Source organism: Exiguobacterium sp. H66 (assembly GCF_018618705.1).
Taxonomy (GTDB): domain Bacteria; phylum Bacillota; class Bacilli; order Exiguobacteriales; family Exiguobacteriaceae; genus Exiguobacterium_A; species Exiguobacterium_A oxidotolerans.
This window is the reverse complement of the sequence record NZ_JACSMQ010000003.1, coordinates 63,390-85,356: the sequence shown is the minus strand read 5'-3', so window position 1 is coordinate 85,356 and position 21,967 is coordinate 63,390. Positions and strand designations below refer to the sequence as shown.

16 protein-coding genes are annotated in these 21,967 nt (G+C 44.7%); 3 read left to right on the top strand and 13 right to left on the bottom strand.

What is annotated here, in order from left to right:
* Positions 1–14 precede the first annotated feature (14 nt).
* Complete coding sequence (locus KNP88_RS06425; protein WP_214892935.1) at positions 15–1,487, top strand: phytoene desaturase family protein; 1,473 nt, start codon at positions 15–17, stop codon at positions 1,485–1,487.
* 433 nt (positions 1,488–1,920) lie between these two features.
* On the opposite strand, the gene KNP88_RS06420 is transcribed toward KNP88_RS06425, so the two are convergent.
* From KNP88_RS06420 to addB, 9 genes are all read right to left on the bottom strand, one after another.
* The gene (locus KNP88_RS06420; RefSeq protein ID WP_214892932.1) at positions 1,921–2,748 is read right to left on the bottom strand and encodes a phytoene/squalene synthase family protein; all 828 of its coding nucleotides are present in this window, start codon (positions 2,746–2,748) and stop codon (positions 1,921–1,923) included.
* Positions 2,714–4,186 carry a phytoene desaturase family protein gene (locus KNP88_RS06415; protein WP_214892930.1) on the bottom strand — a complete coding sequence of 491 codons (1,473 nt, stop codon included), beginning with the start codon at positions 4,184–4,186 and terminating at the stop codon, positions 2,714–2,716. Before KNP88_RS06415 ends, KNP88_RS06420 begins: the two co-directional genes overlap by 35 nt.
* Positions 4,183–5,673, bottom strand: a complete 1,491-nt coding sequence (locus KNP88_RS06410) for a phytoene desaturase family protein (RefSeq protein ID WP_214892928.1) — start codon at positions 5,671–5,673, stop codon at positions 4,183–4,185. The genes KNP88_RS06415 and KNP88_RS06410 overlap by 4 nt, the downstream gene beginning before the upstream one ends.
* Before the next feature lie 106 nt (positions 5,674–5,779).
* Positions 5,780–6,778: a class I SAM-dependent methyltransferase gene (locus KNP88_RS06405; RefSeq protein ID WP_088836489.1), complete on the bottom strand. Its 999-nt coding sequence runs from the start codon at positions 6,776–6,778 to the stop codon at positions 5,780–5,782.
* Positions 6,779–7,008: 230 nt separating this feature from the next.
* Positions 7,009–7,389: a DUF1516 family protein gene (locus tag KNP88_RS06400; protein WP_088836487.1), complete on the bottom strand. Its 381-nt coding sequence runs from the start codon at positions 7,387–7,389 to the stop codon at positions 7,009–7,011.
* 88 nt (positions 7,390–7,477) lie between these two features.
* Positions 7,478–10,018, bottom strand: coding sequence for a HAMP domain-containing sensor histidine kinase (locus tag KNP88_RS06395; protein WP_214892927.1), 2,541 nt, complete (start codon positions 10,016–10,018; stop codon positions 7,478–7,480).
* Positions 9,999–10,376: a response regulator gene (locus KNP88_RS06390; RefSeq protein WP_029332854.1), complete on the bottom strand. Its 378-nt coding sequence runs from the start codon at positions 10,374–10,376 to the stop codon at positions 9,999–10,001. Before KNP88_RS06390 ends, KNP88_RS06395 begins: the two co-directional genes overlap by 20 nt.
* Before the next feature lie 454 nt (positions 10,377–10,830).
* Positions 10,831–14,382, bottom strand: coding sequence for a helicase-exonuclease AddAB subunit AddA (addA, locus tag KNP88_RS06385; protein ID WP_214892926.1), 3,552 nt, complete (start codon positions 14,380–14,382; stop codon positions 10,831–10,833).
* Positions 14,379–17,816 carry a helicase-exonuclease AddAB subunit AddB gene (gene addB / locus KNP88_RS06380; RefSeq protein ID WP_251137152.1) on the bottom strand — a complete coding sequence of 1,146 codons (3,438 nt, stop codon included), beginning with the start codon at positions 17,814–17,816 and terminating at the stop codon, positions 14,379–14,381. The genes addA and addB overlap by 4 nt, the downstream gene beginning before the upstream one ends.
* Before the next feature lie 138 nt (positions 17,817–17,954).
* On the opposite strand from addB, the gene KNP88_RS06375 reads away from it, so the two are divergent.
* Together KNP88_RS06375 and KNP88_RS06370 are read left to right on the top strand one after the other, a co-directional pair.
* On the top strand, positions 17,955–18,335 hold the full coding sequence (locus tag KNP88_RS06375; RefSeq protein ID WP_088836484.1) for a truncated hemoglobin: 381 nt from the start codon (positions 17,955–17,957) through the stop codon (positions 18,333–18,335).
* Between the two features lie 59 nt (positions 18,336–18,394).
* Complete coding sequence (locus tag KNP88_RS06370) at positions 18,395–18,733, top strand: hypothetical protein (protein ID WP_029332850.1); 339 nt, start codon at positions 18,395–18,397, stop codon at positions 18,731–18,733.
* 72 nt (positions 18,734–18,805) lie between these two features.
* On the opposite strand, the gene KNP88_RS06365 is transcribed toward KNP88_RS06370, so the two are convergent.
* The 4 genes from KNP88_RS06365 to KNP88_RS06350 form a co-directional block, all read right to left on the bottom strand.
* Positions 18,806–19,216: a hypothetical protein gene (locus KNP88_RS06365; protein WP_214892925.1), complete on the bottom strand. Its 411-nt coding sequence runs from the start codon at positions 19,214–19,216 to the stop codon at positions 18,806–18,808.
* A 120-nt stretch (positions 19,217–19,336) separates the two neighbouring features.
* Positions 19,337–19,810: a competence protein ComK gene (locus KNP88_RS06360; protein WP_034801199.1), complete on the bottom strand. Its 474-nt coding sequence runs from the start codon at positions 19,808–19,810 to the stop codon at positions 19,337–19,339.
* Positions 19,811–19,920: 110 nt separating this feature from the next.
* On the bottom strand, positions 19,921–21,288 hold the full coding sequence (locus KNP88_RS06355) for a HAMP domain-containing sensor histidine kinase (protein WP_251137151.1): 1,368 nt from the start codon (positions 21,286–21,288) through the stop codon (positions 19,921–19,923).
* 11 nt (positions 21,289–21,299) lie between these two features.
* Positions 21,300–21,965 (bottom strand): response regulator transcription factor, encoded by a 666-nt coding sequence (locus KNP88_RS06350; protein ID WP_088836482.1) that lies wholly within the window; start codon positions 21,963–21,965, stop codon positions 21,300–21,302.
* Positions 21,966–21,967 lie beyond the last annotated feature (2 nt).

The window sequence follows — 21,967 nt, the reverse complement described above, 5'->3', positions numbered from 1 at the left end:
AGGAATTGTTCATTATGAAACATGTCGCTATCATCGGAGCCGGTTTAGGTGGTTTAAGTGCCGCTATTTCACTCGCTTCAAAAGGATTTAAAGTTACTGTCGTTGAACGAAATGATCATATTGGTGGAAAATTGATGCCGCTGATCACGGAAGGACACCGGTTTGATTTCGGTCCAAATACCATCACGATGCCTGAAGTCTTTCAATCTGTCATCCGGGAGTCGGGAGCAGATCCCGATGATTACTTCCAGTTCGAAAAATTAGCACGCCATACCGCCAATCACTTTCCTGACGGGCGGACCTTAACTTTTACGCATGGCCGAGAAGCAATGCGGACGGAAATCGATCGTTTTACGAACGGACAATTAGCAAAAAATGATATCACAGGCTATCAAGAAGAGGCCGCCGAATTATTCCGAATCGCTAAACAGCAATTTTTTATCAATATCGATTCATATTTCAATTTCTCTTTACTACGAGATATGGTCAAAGTTCACCCGTTCAAAACGATCCATTCGCTGCACAAGAGCTATTTCAAGGATCCTCAACTGATTCAGGCACTCGATCGTTACGCGACGTATATTGGTAGTAGTCCTTTTCAGGCGCCCGCGACATTTGCTTTAATCGCTCATCTCGAACTGAATGACGGCGTCTACTTTACTCGTGGCGGAAATACGGCAATCGCAGAAGGGTTCGCACGCCGGGCGCAAGAGATGGGCGTCGTTTTCCGCTTAGGCGAGGAAGTCACACAAATCGAAGTTACGGATGGACTTGCGACAGAAATCGAACTGAACCATGTCGATTACTTACCTGTCGACTTCGTCGTGATGAATGGTGATCTATTGACGCAATACCCGCGTCTCGTTTCGGAAACGATTCGACCCGATTTTAAAAACCCGACACCCAGTCAAATGGAACCTTCGATTTCGGCCTATGTTCGTTGTATCGGGCTCACGCGACGAATTGAAGGGCTTGCCCATCATAACGTCTTCTTCTCATCGGATTATGAAGCAGAATTTCGTGCCCTTTTTAAAGAACACCGTTACGCGGAAGAACCGACCATCTACATTTCGAATTCTTCCGTTACGGCACCTGAGATGGGCGAAGCTGGGGACAACCTCTTTATACTTGTCAACGCACCCGCGACGAATGAAGGCAACGTCATCGACTTCGACACGTATGATCACTTGATTAATCAACGGCTAAAACAGTTCGGAATCGATATCGAATCGGACGTCGTCTTCGAACAACGCATCACACCGACCGATATCGAACAAAAATTTTCTGCGTATCACGGGTCTCTTTATGGACTATCTTCGAATGGTACACGCAATGCGTTCATGCGCCCAAGCAACCGTTCAAAAAATGTTCACAATTTGTTTTTCGCGGGAGGATCGACCCATCCTGGTGGCGGTAGTCCAATGGTGACGCTTTCAGGAAAACTGGCAAGTGAACGAATCGTGTCAAGTGCTGCCCAATCCCTGTGAACGTTATGTGAATTGCAAATCGATTACTTGTACGGACAACTAAGATTTGATAAGATTACTTCGAGTTCAAGAGGTAGTGATTGACCCCACATCCTCAATCAAGCGCAAGGTGACTTCCCCGAGTCAAGAGCGTTTAAGAACTTAACACACTTGCAGCGGTTATTTGATTCATCGTTTAAGACCCACTTAAACGAAGTAGTTCTACGTTTGAACTGTCAGCATGATTTACGACGTTCCCCCTTAGATCGTCTCATCCTGATTGGTTCACAGGCAGCTCGTTGAAATACAGTTCATCCCCGTGAATTGTTGACCTGCCTTGTTAGCAACTGCTCAACTGTTTCAAAAATCGCTCAGAAACGTCTTAGACTCCCCGGTCTAGACGAAACATAAAAAAAGACCTTGGTCCCCGCCAAGGTCTTTTTTTTATGAACTTTTAAATCGTTGCGAGTAACTTCATCTTTTGCCAGCGGCTCACGTACGCCCGCTTCGTAAAAACATCATATTGGTTATCGCGTGCCGCATCCAAAATACCACGATAAAGCAATGCTGCCACTTTTAAGGCCCGTCGACTTTCTTTTGGATAACGCTCGAACGAAGGACTTGCTGCATCATAGAGATGCTCTGCGCGTAGAGCTAATGCCTCCCAAAGACCTACGAAGTCCCCAGACGGTGTTCCTGCGAGCAAAGAATGTGGCGTGACGTCGTATTCATCCATCCATTCTTTCGGCAAATAGATTCGGCCACGCTTTGCATCTTCACCGACGTCCCGTAAAATATTCGTTAATTGCATCGCGATGCCTAACTCAATCGCAGATTGACGGAGTTCTGGTTGACCCGGTGCTAAAATCGGCAGCAGCATCAAGCCGACCGTACTCGCAACATAATAACTGTATTGTTCTGTTTCTTCGAGTGACTGATATCGATTTTTTTCGATGTCCCAACGCATTCCTTCCGCCAGCTCCAGGAAAGGCGTCTCATCCATTTCATACCGTTCAAAGACATCCGTCAATGCAATCCAAAGCGGCTTTTTTATAGGGTATCCTGAACGGAACAAACGAAATTCTTCTAAAAAGGCTTCCAAACTTTTTTTAGGTGTGTCGGATTCATCAACGGCATCATCTAAAAAACGACAGAATGTATAAATGGCATAAACGGCTAATCGATCTTGTTTTGGTAATAACGAAAATGCTTTATAAAAGGTTTTTGATCCGTTCTGAATCGTTTCTTCACACGTTGCGTATGCCTGCGTCACTGTATTCATTTTTCCACCTCATCTCTTGTTCCATACGATTGACAAGTAATGTCGCTCCCATCATGACGATCGGAACGCCTCCACATGGATGGACGGATGCACCTACTGCATATAATCGTTCAATATCAGGATAAGGACGCGCCTGCGTTTTCAAGGCTGCTGATTGGCGAATCGTCGGTGCGATACCAAAGCTTCCGCCTTCATACAATCCAAACTCTTTTGCGTCTTGCGGTGTTCGGATTTGCATCTCTTCGATTTGATTACGGAATCCTGGATGATGATTCTCAATTTTCGTTAAGATGGTTTCAATAAAACCGTGTTGCTCGAACTTCTCCCGATTAAAATTCCGCGGAGAAGGAACTAACGCATAGACGACACTATCCTCACGATCCGTTAGCGAATCGTCAACCTTGCTCGGATTAAACAAATAGACAGCCGGATGTTCTGGTAGTTCATCTTGATGGAAAATCGAGTTCATCAACGGTTCTAGGTCATTCGGCATCAAAAAACGATGAACCGGCAGATTGACTTTTCCTCGCATTTTAAAATACAAGAGTAACGTTCCGCCAGAAGGCGTATAGGCTTTCGGTTTTTTCCCTTCGACAAGGTATTCCATCAATGGAAACTCACCGTTTAAAACAACGTTATCATAATGATATTCTGCATCACCCACTACGATACCTGTCGCTTGCCCGTCCTGAATCGTGACACGTTCGACGGACTGATTGAATTCAAAACGAACACCGCGTTCAACCAATACTTCATACATGCGTTCAGCTAAAGAGAAATAGCCGCCCTTAACGTACCAGACACCTTCTGCTTGCTCACGATATGGAATCAAACCGTAAATCGAGGGAGTTGTGTAAGGATTCCCACCAATGTAAAACGTCGGAAAACTGTAGGCCATTCGCAAGTATTTATTTTTAAAATAGCGCTTCAAATGATCATGCGCTGTCTCAAGTGCATGCATCTTTACTAATGGTTTCAACATGCCTGGCTGTAACAATTCAGATTTACGGAAATAACTCCGCTCTAAAAATTTCGAGACGCTGATGTCATAATCCTTTGATTTTTGATGCATAAATTCAGAAAAGCCACGGCCTTCTCCAAATTGTCGCTCAATCGCAACTGCCTGATCGACGACATCACCTAATTTCGTCACGACCGTCCCATCATCAAAATGTAAATCGTACAGGGGATCGATTCGTAACAATTCGACTCCATCGAGTCCTGCTTCTGCTAACTGTTCCTGTAATTTTCCAGGCATCAAGACAATTGTCGGCCCTTGATCAATCCGACCGCCTGACTCAAAGTCGACAGAAGCGAGTCGACCACCGACCCGCCCTTCCTTTTCGTAGATTGTAATATCAATCTCTGGATAGCGTTTCGTCAATAAGAGCGCCGCATGCAGTGTCCCGACGCCCGCGCCTACAAATCCAATCTTCATTTCGTCACACCTACTTCACCAGTCAACAAATCGGCAGTGATACGAGCGGACTCAAAAATCGTCGGAAGGCCACTACCTGGGTGTGTCCCGCCTCCAACTAGATAGACATGATCTAATTCTTCAAACCGATTGTGTGGTCTAAAATACATCATCTGCGTCAATTGATGTCCTAAGTTGAACGTCGCTCCTTGATGGACCCCCATCGCTTCCCAATCGTCAGGCGTGAACATTTCTTCGACTTCAATTCCCCCTTCCACACCTTTATATGGAGAACGTTCTTCTAGTGCATCGAGGACTTTCCGGCGTAACTTCGGTCCTTCAACTGCCCAATCAAGATCTGAATAATTATTCGGGACTGGGACGAGCACATATAGAGATGACTTGCCTTCAGGAGCAAGCGTTGTGTCAATGATTGAAGGATTTTGAACATAAAACGAAAAGTCTTCTGATAATTCAAGAGTCTGCGTCATCTCACGGACATTTTTTTCGTAGTCTTCCGCAAAATAAATCGTATGATGCGGAGCGTCAAACCGTTTATCGACACCTAAATACAACATGAATGTCGAACATGAGAATTTTTTACGATCGATTTTCGGACGGGACCATTTTTTGAGAACGCCTTCCGGTACGAGATGATTCATCGCATGAGCGAAATCCGCACCTACGACTACATCGTCATATAACACATGTTCTCCCGATTCTAGAATAACACCGGTTGCTTCTTTTCCATCTAAAATCAATTGATCGACTCCAGCATTCAGATGAACTTTCCCGCCTAAGTCCTCAATTGCTTGTTTCATCGCTTCCGGGATGCGGTTCATTCCGCCAATCGGATGATGAACGCCGTAAGCATGTTCCATGTAAGATAGAATTGAAAAGCCGCCTGGACATTCCCAAGCTGACATACCAAGGTATTTTGCTTGGAACGTAAACGAATACTTTAATTCTTCACTTGTAAAGTAGTCCGACAATACATCATATAACGAGCGTCCTAACGATAGCCGAGGTAACGCCGTCAACACACGTGGTGATAAATAATCCGTCAATCGATCATGCTTCGTTTGGAGGATAGGCATCAACTTCCCTAGTTTTAATGCTTGTTCCGCCATAAAGCGATCATACCCTTCTCCATTACCTGGGAACTGGTCTTCAATTGCTTGCTTCATCCGGTCTCGGTCCGTCGTCATCGTGAACTGATCCTTCCCTCCATTGAAATAGAGTGTATACATCGGATCCAATGCCTTTAGTTCCAAATAATCGTGTAAATTCAATCCGATGCTCGTAAATAGATTTTCTAAAATATGGGGCATATTTAAGAAGGTCGGTCCTCGATCAAATTGATAATCACCAACTTGCACACGTGACGTCCGTCCACCTACGACTGCTTGTTTCTCGTACACAGTCACATCTACCCCTCGCCCTGCTAATAACATGGCGCAGGCGAGTCCTCCGGGTCCTGCTCCAATAACGGCTACACGCTGCTTCACACGAATCTCTCCTTTTTCTCTCTGGTCGTTTTAACTATTATACTAATCACATACTATGCCCACAAATCTAAAGTGCCTTCAAACTGTAAAAACGCCAAGCTTCCGATTAGGAAGTGGCGTTTGCAGTGACGATATACCAAGCTCCTTCTTTCAAAAATGGTGTGATCGATACATTTTCAAAACCGGCTGCATGTAATTGTTCAGTCAATTCTTTTTTTCCAGGAAGCGGATATAAATTTTCGTGTAACGTCATGAAGGCGTTAAAGGCAGCTGAGAACGGCGCCCCGTATTCACTATCCCGAAGTGGTGTGACAAGAATAACTGTTCCATCGTCCTTGACGAAGCGACGGACACCTTCGAGGAGACGGAGTCGCTCTTCCTTCGGAAAATAGTAAAGAATGTTGTTCATCATGACACCATCGTATGTTTCCGTTACTTCAAAGGTTTTAATATCTCCGACAACAAAATCAATTTCTCCTGTCGTATCGCGTCGCTTCGCTTCAGCGATGACAGACTCTTCGATATCAATTCCAGCCAAACGGAGTTCCGGTAAGGCTTCATGGATTTTTCGTAAGTATCCTCCGTACGCACATCCGATATCAAGTAAGGACGTGACGTTTTCATTTCGAATGATATGACGTACTGCCGGAAAAGCAACCGTTTCGACAAGTGCGGACGTTTCAGCAACGATGTCCCCGTGTTCCTCTCCATTAAAGGTCTTCTGTTGACCATCCTCTAAAAATTGCGGATAGGAAAATAAAGCCGGCAAATGCAGTTCCATCAGTTCTGATAACATGAAGCCGATACTGCGGTCATCTGATTTCGAGAGTTCTGGAAGGACATGCCGTGTTGCCGTGTACCGTAAATCTTTCTTTTTGAGGTGTCCGACTGCCAGACCAACCTCGAACCAACGCGATAATGCCTCTGTTGTGAGCGGTTGCTTCAGTCGTATTTGGGCTTCTGCTTGTGTTGCGCCAGCACCTAAGACATCGAACAACCCATATTTATAGCCAATATATCCATGCCATAATGGTAAAACCGGTTCCGCTCGTTTCATCCATTTTCTCGCCCGAAAAACCTTTGTCCATTCTTTCAACTGTGCCACAAGCGTTCCCCTCTCTACCACGTAATACATCCCTTTTCCCAAATAACAACAACTTGTAAACAAAAAAAACGCATCAAACTTTTGCTTCAGACTGTGTACAAAGTGCTATCGGGAGATAAAAGCATTTTTTTCGTTGTTTCCTCGATCGAGGCAGGAAAACGCAAAATAAAAAGAGTCGACCATCGCTGTGCCGGAACACAATGATGGTCGACTCTCAACCGGACAGTGAATTAGAAGAACTCCATACCGAATGGTAACGAGTATCCTAAGAAAATCGTCACGAGTATGAGCACCGCAAATCCGAGCAAGAACCCAGAATACGATTTTCCTTTTTTCAGTCGAACTAATGTCAATTCACCCAAGATGAGTGACAATAAACCACCGGTGATTTTTGCATGGTATAAACCGTCCGGATTTTCAGACATCCCCATGATTTGGATATACAGATACAATCCTGTCGCAAACGTTAACACCAATAAGAGGCGAAAGGCCATATGGATTCCTTTAGCTGCAGGCTTCCCCTTCTTATACATTGAAAAGGCGACAAAGAACGCAACGAGTAGTAACACCCATAGTAAAACATGGGTATGAACAAAAGCAGTGATTGGCATGATGATTTCCCCCTTTTTCTAGTTCCTATTTCATGGTAGCTGATTTCCCCTGCTAGATATAGGGTTATTTTCGTAACATATCATTTATTCAAGAAATCGTCACACGTTCTACCAGTAATGGAAGTTTAACCATGAACGCACTTCCATGTTTTTCGATGGACTCGACTTGAATTTCTCCGCCGTGACCCGTGACGATTTCTTTACAGATCGCGAGTCCAAGTCCAGTCCCGCCAATTTTACGGCTATCTGAATTATCGACACGATAAAACTTCTCGAATAAGTGGTTGAGTGCTGCCGCTGGAATACCAATCCCTTGATCACGGACCTCGAACAAGACATGTTGTTCTTCAATCGACAGGGTCACGTCAATGTTTCCACCGAACGGTGAATATTTGACGGCATTGTTCAATAGGTTATTCATCAACTGTTTCATCTTTTCTTCATCTGCTTCTATGAGCGGAAGTGTCTCACTCATCGTCCGGAAAGAAATCGTGTGCTTTTTCGTCGATGCTGCATAAAATTGTGTCGTCTCTTCGAGGAGTAGACGCAAATCAAGCGGCTCTTTTTTATACGACTGTGTCCCCGATTCCATCCGTTGTACGTCAAGAAAATCATTGACGAGATTGGCAAGGCGCTCTGTCTCGGAGTGAATCGTCTGCAAATACTTATCTTGACGGGTCGTATCGATATCTCGATTCAACATCAACTCCGTAAATCCATAGATGGACGATAGCGGTGTCCGTAATTCATGCGAAACCGTCGAAACAAGCTCCGACTTCAGTCGATCCATTTCCGTCTCTTTCGTCACGTCACGCAAGACGAGCATCGTCCCTTTGTGAACACCAAGGATTTCAATCGACTCGACATAAAATTGAATGAAGACCGTTTGTTGTCGGATTGAGAATTGAAGACTTTCTGTCGGGACATCTCCTTCTAGAACGGCTTCAACGTACTGTGAAAATGTCGCTTGGTCATCGACGATGGAATGAATTGCTTCTAGGCAGAAATCAAGTGTCTCGACTTCTTCGTTCGCTCCATAGCGCAACTCTGGAAATAGATCATACAATGGCTGATTGACGAAGACCTCTTCTTTACCGGGTTCGATGTAAATGACCGCTTCACGGATCGAATCGAGAATACGTTCAGTTTTCGTTTTCTCTTTGTTCATCTCATCAAATAACCGCATCCGTAATAGGGAGAGTGACAATTGACGTGAGAACGACATGACATCCCGCATTTGTTCATTCGTAAATTGGTCGCGGTAACGAACGAGATAGATGAAAGCAATCACTTCATCCGATGACGGATCTAAAATCGGTACTGCTGTCTCATACATATAGTACGGGTAGGGCAACGGGTGATTACTCGATACTTGTTTAGACGAATGGACTGCTTTTTTCAAAGTATCTGCTCGCTTCAACAATGAGAAATCGCTACCTAGCAATTGTTCCGTCAATTGTTCCGTCATACCATGCGTGACGACAGAATAACTTTGTCCTTCATCGACGAAAACGAGGGCACCAATTTCTGAATCTGTAATCGTTACAAGTTTTTCGATAATTTCCGGATAGGCTGTCAATGCTTCCCGAGCCGCCAGCGTCTCTGTTAAATCATTTCGGTATTGAAGATGCTGTTCGTTTCGCATCGTCAGTTCTAGCGCTTCTTCCAACTCTTGTTGTTGGGCTTGCAGTTCTTCTTGTTGTGCTTGCAGTTCTTCTTGTTGCGCTTGCAGTTCTTCGTTTTTTGCAAGTAAGTGTTGTTTATTTTCTGAGATTGAACTGGCCATTTGATTGAATGACAAAGCTAGGATTCCGATTTCGTCTTTTCTTTTTGGGACTTGAATGTTCGAAATGTCTTCTCCATTTGCAAGGCGCTGACTATTTTTAACGAGTCCTAAAAGCTCAGAGGTGATTCTTCGAATGAACGGGTAGATAAAGAAAATCAACACAGCAATGACGACGATGATATTCGACAACCAAATCAGTTGTGTCGTTCGAATCTCTTGTCCTAACTGCTGGCTCGTTCTCTCTGCCCACTCATCAAGAAATTCACGGTATCCTCCAAGTGCCAACTCACTTTTATCGATTTCCGAGAGGACATCGATATTGCCTGCGTCATCTAATGAAATTTTTCCATCCGCGACAAGTTCTTTCCCTAATGGAAGATTTGTTAAAGTCGTCCCGCGAAGAAAAGTCTCCGTTACGTCCCCATCTTTTTTACCTTTTACATAGGACTGTACAAGCGGCAAAACCGAATCGAAGTAATAGCTATACAATTCGCGTGAAGATGTCGCATAGACTTTTCCTTGCTCATAAATCGCATTTTTTTCGAACCACCGTGTTTGACGATCAATCGTTGTTTGTTGCGCAGCGATTTTTTCATATAAGGTGGCATCCCCCATTAACGCATAACCACGCATATTAAACTGAAGTTCTTGCCACTCTTCCCATAGTGCACCGGCCCGGGCGCTACGATCCCTGATATCTTCAAGCTTCGCGCGGGTATCTTGTAACCTTGTGTCCGTATAGTTGTAGACGACCAAAGAAGAAATCATCAGCGTAGCTAAAACGACATAAAAGGAAGCCATTAGTTGGCGTCCGATTTTTCGATTAATCCACTTGATGATCACTCAATATCCCTCCTACGACATCAATCAACTCTAACGGACTGAACGGTTTTGAGAAAAAGTAATTCGCCCCGATCTCTTCAGCACGCTCACGGTCAGATTGTTGACTTTTAGCCGTTAACATCATGATCTTTAATTGTTGTTTGTCCGGATGACGTCGTACTTTTTCGATAACTTCGATTCCCGTCATTCCAGGCATCATGTAATCTAGTAATACAAGATCATAATGCTGACTCATGATTTTTTGATAGGCTTCGTCGCCATCCGTCGCTTCATCGATTGTGTACCCTTCATCTTCTAACGTATCAAGGACCAACATCCGTAATACGTCTTCGTCCTCTGCTAATAAAATACGTGCCATCTATAATTCCTCCTAAAATATCTACTCATCTTGGCGGTACTCGCTCCATCCTCACTTATACACATGGATGGAGGAAGTTCAACCATACTTCCTTCATTCTACACAGTTCCTTCATAATAGGAAATGGAAATTACTCGATGACTATTGTTTTTAAATGCGAGTCGTCTCATGCGCCTAGCCGAAAGGAGTTGATTCAAAAAGGAATCAACTCCTTTCACGTGCTTTTTCCTGTAGGAATCGTGTAAGGCGATATGCTTCCTTTTCCTCATATACAAGGGAAGAGGACTTTTGCAGGCACGCCTTAAAGAAACGAACATCAGGATTGGGAAAAATCCACATAGAAATGACCGATGATCCCCCTTTTTCATCGGATCATCGGCCATTTGATTGCGGTAAAGTGGAACCTTCCATCCTCGACGCCTACTGGAAAAGAAATCCTACTCTTGTTTACTCGTTAGATAACTTCAATCACTTGCTCTAAGGAAAATGCATAAATCAATTTTCGAGAGATAGAAATGTTCAAAATGGATTCAAGAGCTTCTTGATACAGGTTCAATTGTGTCGCGTAACGTTCGCAAAGAATCTCAGCTGGCGTTTGGTCAGCGCTCGTCTCGAAGACTTGGTCCGATTTATAGTCGAGAAGAATATAGTCCTCCCCGTCTTGAATTAAACAATCGACAATCCCTTGCATGACTGCTTGATCAACGGGACCATGCCAATCCGTACGAAAACGTGAGGCATCGATTTTGTACGTGAAAGGTAGTTCACGGTAGACGTCTCCCGCCCGTAAACGCTCCTCAAATAATCGTCCGATGCTTGAGGACAGGAATGTCTCGAGCTGATTTTGCGCATCACGCATCGTCAAAGCTTCTTGTTCTGAGATTCGTTCACCTGTCTCCCACTTCGTGATTTGTTCAGCGAGCGGCAGATCCGCTTCATAAAGTTGCATCGCTAAGTGTAAGACAGTCCCACGTTCTGCTCCCGTTAAGACCGGGCCTAAGAACTGTGGGGTCCGGTAATACGTCGCTTGACGTTCTGTCGCTTCAAACGCTGCCCGCTCCAGTTCTTCGGTCCGTTTGAGTTCAGTCACGGTTTGCTTCGCTGCCGTCTCGGTCGCAAGCTGGTGCGCATAGCGATAAGCAAAACTTTCTTCGATTCGCGCTTTGAAAGCGTCATTTTCAGGACGATCAATTTTTTCAAGTGCGCGGACATGTTCCAGTTGTTCAATCATCGTCGAAATTTCTTGGTATGGTGCAATTTCGTTCAGTTCCATGATCCGGAATGCCCATTGTTGCTCTCCTTCTTGTAACATAAAGTTTCGAAGTACAGCTGGTGCTACCCAGTCTGCATACGTTTTCGCATTACGACGGTCGATTTCCGGCAACAATAATTCATCGTGTGGAGCAGCTCGCCATTTTACCAACTGTTCATCTAATCCCTTGATTGAACCGACTAATACCAGCTTTTCTTTTGCTCGGGTCATCGCGACATAAAGAACTCGCATTTCTTCCGCTTTCATTTCACGATCCATCTCACGGCGAATGACCTCTTTTAACAATGTACCTGACCGCAAGCGTTTGATTGGATCAATCGCGTCAAGCGCAATCCCATACGTTTTGTGTAATTGTATGGCTTGGATTTGATCTTGTTTATTAAATTGCTTTCCGAGCTGACTGACAATCGTGACAGGAAACTCGAGCCCTTTCGATTGATGAATCGTCATGATGCGAATGACATCTTCGTCTTCTCCTAGTGAACGAGCTTCGGAAAAGTCTTCACCACGCTCAATCAAACGATTTATCAGTCGTAGGAAACGATACAACCCGCGATACCCTGCTCCTTCATACTGTTTTGCACGTTCGTATAACGCATTCAAATTCGCTTGACGACTTCGTCCTCCTGCGAGACACCCGACGTATTCGAAATACCCGGTTTGATCAAACAGTGAGCGAATGAGTGCAGCAAGTGACTTACCACGGGCTTCTGTCCGCCATTGGTTGACACGTTGTAACGCTTCATCGACTCGAATCCCGAGTGGTGTCGCTTCGCCTGCGACATGGACGGCAGCCTCATAAAAACTCGTATCCTTCGATTTTGCACGAATCCGTCCTAAATCGCGATCGGTCAGACCAAAAATCGGCGACCGGAGCAAACTCGCGAATGGAATGTCCTGTAACGGATTATCAATCGTTTTTAATAATGCCATCATGATTTGAATTTCCGTTGCCTGGAAATAACCGCCTGTCGTATCTGCATAGACGGGTAATTCATATTGCTCGAATACTTCCACAAGCGCTTGAACGCGTTTCCCACGTGAACGAACGAGTACAACGATGTCCCGGTATTCACATTTGCGAAAACGTTTTTGTTTGGCATCGAAGACGAGATAGGGATTGTCGTCATTGACCATCTCGATGATTCGGGTTGCGATGGCACGGGCCTCTAATTCTTCCTTATTTTCATCTTGTTGATCGATTAAAATCAATTCCGGTTCGACTTGTTCTGATTCAAAGTAACCCAGATTCCCGAGCCGTAGATAGGCTGCGTCGTCATAATCGATTTCACCGACGGCGGCATCCATCACTTGTCTGAAAATATGATTCGTCCCATCAAGGACTTCAAGACGACTCCGGAAATTTTTCGTCAAATCGATTCGTGTTCCATAATCTGTTTGCCGGAATCGCTTGAACTTATCAAGAAAAAGTCCCGGCTCAGCATGACGGAATTTATAAATCGATTGTTTAACGTCACCGACCATAAATAAATTACCGGTTTGTTCGTCTGATTGGGAGACTAACGTCAAGATACGTTCTTGCACTTCGTTCGTATCTTGGTATTCATCGACGAGCACTTCGACGAAGCGTTCTTGAAGCAAGCGGGCGACATCGGTCGGTGCCCCGTCTTCTTCTAAAACGGCTAAAGCAAAATGTTCCAAATCGGAAAAATCGACAAGCCCCCGTTCTTGTTTGGCTTCGAGATAGGCTTCAGCAAACTTTCGGACGAGTGTCACGATCATCTCGACATGTCCAAGTTGCGACCGAAGATCTTCGAGGTAGTCGACACCCTCTTTTTGAACGAATAGTTCCTGACGCTTTTTCAACTCACTGACGAGACGCGTCCGTTCCGTTTGAAATGTTTTAATCGCCTCATCCCCACGCGGACTTTTCCAGCGTCCGAACTCGACAGCTTGGAACGTCAGTGCGACCGTCGTCCAACGATCAGTCGCCGGATTAATACGGCGTAACGGTTCAATGTCACGCATTAGGAGCTCCGCCATTTCTGTATAGCCGGACTGATGCAAACGATAGGAGAGCTCAAGGTAACGTTCTAAAAGCGGTGCGATTTTTTGCCATTCTAATTCAAGGAGTCGTGTCAGCAACGAAGATTCATCAGGATCAACCGGCTGGTCGTATTGTGCAAGCAGATGCTCGTAAAAACCGTCTGGATCTGGTAGCGAACGCGAAAACCGGTACAAGTTTGAAATCAGAGAGAGCATTGCCTGATCGTCCCGATCGGAAGTATAACTATCAATCAATTCATAAAATGCCGGATTGGCGGCAGCGTAAAATTCTTCAAAGACCTCTTCCAGTACATCATCTTGTAACAACAATAATTCGGATTCATCCGCAATTCGAAAAGCCGGATCCAGCCCGATTCGATAATAGTTTTCCCGTAAGATTGATAAACAGAAGGAATGGATTGTCGTAATTTGTGCCCGGTTCATCATCTGACGCTGCTTCTTCAAATAAACATCGTCTGGGGCTTCTTTGATTTTCGCTTCGATCGCCTCGATGACACGCGTTTTCATTTCTTTTGCGGCAGCGTTTGTAAACGTCGCGACTAAAATCCGGTCTGCTGTCAGTGGATCTTCCTGATCGATGACGCGTTGCGTCAACCGTTCAACGAGTACGGCGGTCTTCCCTGAACCGGCTGCTGCCGAAACGAGAATGTGTCCTCCGCGCGCATCGATTGCTTGTTGTTGTTCATTCGTCCAATTGACGCTCATTCCTCTTCCTCCTTCAGTCGGTCCAATACTTCTTTTTCAGATAAAGGGTCCAGTTGACGATAACTGTTCCCGAGCGATTCGTCGAATTGACAGACCGAACGGTATTCGCAAAACGTACACGGTGTTCGCTCTTGATAGTCGAACGGATCGATGGCGATATCTCCCGCGTACATCTCGGCACTGCTTGTTTTCAATTCGTCCCAGGCATGATCCATCAACGCGTTCAGTTCCGCTTCTTTGACGACCCCTTTCGTATGTGATTTATGCAGCCCTGTCTTCGTAAACGTCACTTTGACGAGTGGCGATTTTTTCCGTTCATCAAACGCGATTTGATCCATCGCCCGTAACACATCATCATTTTCGACAATCACACCTTGCATCTGGTAGGATTCGAGCAATAAACGATTCCGTTCTTCTTCAGCCGCCGACAAATCACTTCGTAACATCGGATTTTTGACATGGAAGTACAGGGCGCCTGCTGGTTTCGCTTGTTGATTAAATAAGACTTCTGATTGTTCGACGACCGTTTTTAAATAGAGCAACATCTGAATCGCAAGACCATAATAAATTTCAGCAAAATCAAGCGCTCGGGCACTCGACTTGTAATCGACAATCCGGACGTACAATTGGTCACCAATCGTCGCTTGGTCGACTCGATCAATTCGACCAGTGAATTCGATTTCCGTTCCATCCGGCAGTGTAAACCGTAACGGCGGGAACATCGCGTTCCCAAAGCTGATTTCAAATAAATCAGGTTCGAAGTCAGACCGTTCTGCTTGTTTGACGAGCATCTTCGCCGTTTGTTCGACGACATCCGTTAATTTTTTCTGAATGTATCCGAACCGATTCGAACTCATCAAAATAGCATTTTGAATGTCTGGTGTCACTTTTTCCACGGCATTTTTCGCAAGTTCTGTGCACGATGCATCATCTAAATCACGCCATTTTCTGCCGGACTCCTTGATGTTGACGGACAAATCATTTAACGCGCCATGAAATAGATTTCCAATGTCGGGTGCCTCGAATTTATACAGTTTTCGTTCCTTCAAACGTAACCCATACCGTGCGAAGTGCTTATAGGAACACGCATTATATGTCTCAAATCTAGAGACACTCGCCTTGATGCTGTCACCGTAAAGGGAACGTGCTAAGTCGTCTGGAAGTTCATCTGCTCGGTTTTGATAAAATAACGCATCGACGAGTAACGCCATTCGTTCTCGTCCTTGACCATTCTCGAGCAATGCATTGTAAACATCAAACCATGACGATTGAATCGGATACCGGCGCTGTAAACGGCGTAACTCGATTGCGGTCGCAGCCGCCGCTCGGTCGGGATCAGTTACGAAATCGAATTGATCATTTGGTGCATGCTCCCCTGCTTCTGCGAAGTGTGTTTTGACAGGACGGTCTTGCAGTAATTGGTACTTGATTTGTTTCACGATGGAGGCTGGTTGTAATGCCTTCCCGTCCTCATCAACAAGAGCATAACTGATATACAACGCTTCACTCGGTGCCGTCACTCCGTGGTACAGGTAGTATAATTCGTCATCAAAGACATCCAGTGACGCTTTACCGACCGGAACTCCATGATTATGAAGAAAATCATGATCTCCTTCCGACAGTAGTTTCGACTGGTCTTCGACGAACGGAATCATACCATCATTCGCGCCGAGTAAAAATGCGACTTTTACTCGTTGTAAACGCCCCCGGACATAATCCGTCGCGATGACCTGATCGAGCGATGGTGGGACGAGTGAGAAGCGCAGACTCTCAAGTCCGGTTTCGACCATTTGTACGAATAAGTCTGTCGACAGTTCCGTCTCAGGAGCTGCTGCTTCAAGTTGTTCAAGTAAATGTAAGACCGCTTCATATACTTGATCATGTTCCCGGGCATGACTGAGCTCATTGCGCTCGAGCGCTTCTTGTTTCCAACTGAACAGCCGATCTGTCAACTGGTGTTCTTCAAGGAACTGATAAAGCGAACGCGTATGTTCACTCATTGTTTTTGATTTCTTCAACCGGTCTTGTAACGGGGTAATCGCATCAACGACGAATTGACGCATCCGGTTTAACTCATCCTCTTCTTCGAGTTCCTCCGCCGTCAGACTGACTTCATCCGTTAAGCGTCGTTTCAATTGCCACGGCTTTTGCCACATCGTGCCTTTAATGCCACGTTCTAAGACAAACGTCTCTAATCGATCAAGCGCGAGCCGTTGATCATCTGCCGGGAGTGGCATCAATTCCGTTTTCAGCAAACGAAAGACTGCTTCTTCACGGTAACCGGCGACGACGAGCTCTAAAGCAGACTGAATCAATTCAACAATCGGATGATGAATCATCGTTTCCCGCTTATCAAGGAAATACGGAATATCATAGAGCTGAAACGCACGTTCTAAATGATCCGCATATGGTTCAAGATGTCGTACGATAAAAGCAATTTCATTGAACCGGTAACCATGCTCGCGCACGAGTTGGATTGCCTGGCGGACAGCGGCTTCCGTTTCAACTTGGCGATTGACGGCAGCTGTCACCGTGACCCCGTCCACTTCATGATCGACAGGAGGATAGGCAGGACTCATCAATGATTGTTCTAATGTTTGTAGTCCTTCCGACTTGAACTTAATCGTCCGTTCATAATGGACCTCTTCATGCTCGAGCTGTCGGTCTTGCATCTGTTCGAGCAATTGCATATAACAACGTTGGGAGACCCCAAACTCCGTCTGTTTCGCATAGGGATCGCTCACATCGATTGTAAAGCTGATATGCACTTCTTTTGCTAGTTCCATCAATTTAAGCAACACCTGTTGTTCCTGTAACGAAAACTCATAGAAACCATCAATAAAGAATTGCGTATTACCAAGACCTGCTGTCGGTAACAAGTCGAGTAACGTTGTATAGTAATCATCTGCATGAAGCGCTTTATCCACGATGCGTTCTGAGAACCGCTCATAAATCAGAGCTAAATCATGTAGTTTCGGCGAGCGTTCCGGAGAAAGTCCGCTAATTTGACGTAACATGTCTGGAGCGACGAGCGAACGTTTGAACGTAGCGATCAGTTCATCAAGCCCCTTGTAAAACCCGGGCATATTCTTTGTCCGTTTGAAAATCTTTAACTCATTTTCAACTTCTTCGACGACTTGACGTAATAACAACTGTGTCCCTGTCTCGTCTAAAAACGGAATCGCCTGATTGCCATGATCCCGCATGATATGAAAAGCAAAGCGCCGCAAACTCATGACTTCCATCCGTACTAATCCAGATAGGCGGGCATCCGTCGCAATTCGACGTTCCATCTCAAATGACATTTGATCGGGGACGATAAAATAAATCGGCTCTCCAAGTGGTCGCTCCTCGAGCTCATTGATTACAGTCTCTATTAATTTTGTGGTTTTTCCGGTTCCGGCACGACCGAGGTGCATATGATTCATGGTCATCAGTTCCTCCCTTAGCTCGTTTTTGTATACGTCATTATCTCATAAAACACGAACAAACGTCCGTTTTTGAAGCTATATTTTTCTACTTATTTTTGCTACACTGAAGCCAATTAAAATTAGTTAGACAGGAGGAATACCATGCTATATGATGACATCGGAAAACAACCGATGCTTGAACAGCTAGTCGCTCGCTTTTATCAACTTGTTTATGCCGACCCCATACTTCGTCCGATTTTTCCTGATGATCGTCAACGTGTCGAGCAGGCGCAAGTTATTTTTTTGACACACTTAACAGGTGGTCCACGCCAATATGAGTTAGATGATTCGCGGACGAATTTAGCGATGATTCACCGACTCTTACCAATTGAACAGCAACACGCCTTTCGCTGGATGGAGTTGATGGAAGTGGCCATCTATGAGACACTTTCCAATCGAGCTGTAGCTGAACGTTTGATGGAGCGCTTACGAATTGGTGCATTAAACGTCTTACGGATTTGTGAGGCTCATCAGGAACCGTGAGGGATTTTTCTTTCTCATCTGTCCATTTCCATGTAAAATGAAAGATGGAGGCGATAATTATGACTGAAGAACAAGATAAGAAACCTGATTTAGTGAAATCGGCACTCGAACAAGCAGAGGCGAAAACTGCAGAGGAACCGGTTGAAGAAGAAAAGTCTGACGAGCAAAAGAAACTCGAACATATTAAAGGGCTCGTCACATTAGAGCGCGGTTCTGATTACTTCCGTGTCGTCTTTTATGATGACCACAAGCATTTGATTTTCAAGGAACTCGATTATGATCGTGTCGAATTCGTTGGTCGCTTCTATAATGATAGTTTTGACGCGACGAATTTGAAACAGCTCGAAGAAATTGCAGAGAAAGCACTCTCAACTTCGATTCGAAAACGTTTCCTTTAAGATAGGTTATGTATAGAGAAAGCCGCGTCCCTGGATTAAATGAGGGACGCGGCTTTTTTCTTATACGCTTGTTTATTCACTCTCGGGAGTGTTTCTTTTTTTGCGACGAAGTACATATGCGAGTACCCCTCCGGCAACGGCAAGCCCTGTCGCCGCTAAAACGGGAATCAATACTTTCTTCGAAGATAATTTTTGCTTCACTTGCTCTAAGCGAGATTCTGTTACTTCTTTTTGCGCAATCGATGTGCGGCGGTTAATCGTCATATGTTTTGATGCATCTGTGACGACTACTCGCTTTGTCACCCAACGTCGATTTCCTGCCTCGTCGACGATGAGTTGGCGTGTTCGCTTAATATCTTTAATTCGTTTGCCGGGCGTGTTTTCTGGACGGACGATCCGTGAACTAATAAAACGGCGTCCTCCATTAACACCGAAGACCGGCTGTAATTTTCTACGGTTTAACCATTCATATGATTCATTCATCGTGTAGCGACCAGATCGGTCGCTTCACCTCCCCTTCAATGCGCATTCAGTTTCTACTCAAGTTCATTTCGCTCTCATTGGTAACGTTTCCTGTTAGAGTGTTCCACTTTTCTGCACTTGTTAAACGTGTTCATGTCCCGTCCCCTGGAAGCGTCGTTGCATTTCGTAAGCTAATTCTAGGGTTTTAATCCGCTGTCGTTCAATACTATAGGCAGATGCGGCGGTATCAATCCGCTGTCCTGTTTGAAACTCGACTTGCACCTTTCCGCCACTCTTTTTAACGGTCTTCATTTGTTTAAAGTTAATCCAGATGCACTCCGCCTTTTCTTTAGCTGTCGTCGGAAAGAAGATGGTTTGTGCTTGCCAATCAATTAAAACCGGCGTTTTTCGGTTTGGTCCTAAGATATGTCGTGCTGCTTCAATTCTTCCTCGCATCGAAGAACCAAAATACAAACATGATTCTTCAATCAGTTTGATCGGATGTCCTTCGAGCACAAGTTCCGACCGTTCTTTAATAAGTAGTGTTTGCGGTTCCCCGTATTGACCGTACTGAGGAATAAGAGCTAACGTTTCTTCCGTGATGTTATGTGGCATCCTACTATCTCCCTTCTTCTATTACTTTGTTTATATCAAAGAACCCACCTGTACGCCCTCGACTGTTCGATATTTCCCAATATAAAAAACGAGATATCGCTATCTCGTTTTTAAAGTTCTTTCGTTGATTGGTCAATCTCTGGCTTAAAATGACGTGGGAATTTGAAAATCACACGAACTTTATCTTTTCCATTTCCCACTGCTTGGTTCTCGATTGAAACTTCCCCGTCATGACGCTCAACGATACGTTTTACGATATAAAGACCTAGACCAAATTTACCTTCTTTACCACGTGAAAATTGATGAAAAAGTGGTGATGATGAATCGAGTGGCGGACCGTCGTTTTCAATCTCGATTTGAGCTATCTCTTCGGTCCCGGATAAACGAATATCAATCGATGTCTCGGCATATCGCATCGCATTATCAATTACATTTTCAAGTGCAACCCGTAATTGTTCTCCTTCGCCAAGTACAAGACCGGCTTCCCCTGTAATCGTCCACGTGAGCGGCTTTGTACTCGAGAAACGACTTTGTAATAAATGAACCATTCGGTCTAAATCAATCGTATCCCATGTAGAACGATCTAATTCAAAGTAATCCAATTTCGTCACATAAAGCAAGGCAGCGACTTTCTTTTCTAACCGCTCGGCCTCTTCCTCAATCACCGAGACCGAACCCGTCAAATCACCATCCGGATAAATCCCGTCAGAAATGGACTGTGCATAACTGCGAATGACCATGATTGGTGTCTTCAGGTCATGTGAAATATTTTGTAGCAACGCTTTTTGTGCTTTATCCTGCTTTTCTAAATCGACGCGCATGGCATTGACCGATCGTGCCAAACGACCAATTTCATCTCCGCGATCAAGAGGAAGTGGCGTATTCCACTGTTGCGCTGCAATTTTTCCGACTGCACCTTCAATTTCAATCAATGGTTGCGTCAAGCGACGTGCTAACCAAAAAGCGATGAACAATGTCAAGATACTCACGATTACGACGACCCAGCCAATTTTTGAAAACAATTGCGTAATCAGTTCTTGACGATAGGCATCCCAGACATAAGAGACACGATAATACGTCTCCCCTTCCGATTCTATCTTGAGAATGCTGTAATAGACGTCTTCTTTATCAAGTTGTGTCGTATATTTTTCCGTTTCTGCTTTTTGATTGATCGCATCACGATACATCTGATCAATCAATTGTTGCGGGGCTCCCCCATAATAGAGTTTCCCATTTTTCGAAAGCAACAAAATATTAACGGAACGCGACTCCTGTTTTCGACGATCAAATTCAATTGGATTGTCCTGCAACATGTCGATGACAGAAGCATCTTTTGAAAAGAAGACTTCACTGTTTTCTAACGTCGAATAGACCTGTTCATCAATAAAGTTTCCAATCGATGACCGCATGACGACAAGGATAACGATTGAGAGCGTTGCGATGACGAGTAGAAACATCGCCCAAATCTGAAATCCCAAACTCCGATTCTTCATGCAGACACCAACCGGTAGCCAATCCCATAAATCGTCTCTAGTTCAAGTTTGGATAATTTTTTCCGGACTCGTCGAACTAAATCGTCGACGACACGATCGGAACCAAAGTAATCATCACCCCAGACACTGACAAGAATCTGTTCACGGGACATTGGCGTCCCGATTTGTGTCGCGAATAAAATCAACAAATCATACTCTTTTGAGGTCAAATCAATTTCTTGACCATTTTCTTCGATGACTCGTTTTTCAGGATAGATTGTATAATCGCCATACTGAATCACTCCTGTTTTTGGTGTCGCATAGGCGCGCGCTAAGATTTTTTTGACACGAATGACAAGTTCTCTTGGCAAAAACGGTTTCGCGATGTAATCATCCGAGCCCATTTCTAAGCCGATGATTTTGTCGATATCTTCGTCTCGGGCAGAGATGAAAATAACAGGTGTCGTCTCATCATGTGCCTTGATCCGTTTAATCAACTGAAATCCGTCCATATCCGGTAACATAATATCGAGCACCCATAAATCAGGCTTTTCAATAATCGCTGAAGCTGCCGCTTCCCCAGAGGTGAACGATTTCACTTGCCATCCTTCTTGTTCTAAATATTTTACGAGCACGCGGTTCAGATTCACTTCATCATCCACTAAATAAATCGTATGCATCACTG

Bases quoted from the DNA above. Each gene is read 5' to 3' on its own strand.
- KNP88_RS06365 (WP_214892925.1), bottom strand. From the start codon at position 19,216: ATGAATGAATCATATGAATGGTTAAACCGTAGAAAATTACAGCCGGTC.
- addA (WP_214892926.1), bottom strand. From the start codon at position 14,382: ATGAGCGTCAATTGGACGAATGAACAACAACAAGCAATCGATGCGCGC.
- KNP88_RS06390 (WP_029332854.1), bottom strand. From the start codon at position 10,376: ATGGCACGTATTTTATTAGCAGAGGACGAAGACGTATTACGGATGTTG.
- KNP88_RS06400 (WP_088836487.1), bottom strand. From the start codon at position 7,389: ATGCCAATCACTGCTTTTGTTCATACCCATGTTTTACTATGGGTGTTA.
- KNP88_RS06420 (WP_214892932.1), bottom strand. From the start codon at position 2,748: ATGAATACAGTGACGCAGGCATACGCAACGTGTGAAGAAACGATTCAG.
- KNP88_RS06375 (WP_088836484.1), top strand. From the start codon at position 17,955: ATGCTATATGATGACATCGGAAAACAACCGATGCTTGAACAGCTAGTC.
- KNP88_RS06425 (WP_214892935.1), top strand. From the start codon at position 15: ATGAAACATGTCGCTATCATCGGAGCCGGTTTAGGTGGTTTAAGTGCC.
- KNP88_RS06370 (WP_029332850.1), top strand. From the start codon at position 18,395: ATGACTGAAGAACAAGATAAGAAACCTGATTTAGTGAAATCGGCACTC.
- addB (WP_251137152.1), bottom strand. From the start codon at position 17,816: ATGACCATGAATCATATGCACCTCGGTCGTGCCGGAACCGGAAAAACC.
- KNP88_RS06415 (WP_214892930.1), bottom strand. From the start codon at position 4,186: ATGAAGATTGGATTTGTAGGCGCGGGCGTCGGGACACTGCATGCGGCG.
- KNP88_RS06360 (WP_034801199.1), bottom strand. From the start codon at position 19,810: ATGCCACATAACATCACGGAAGAAACGTTAGCTCTTATTCCTCAGTAC.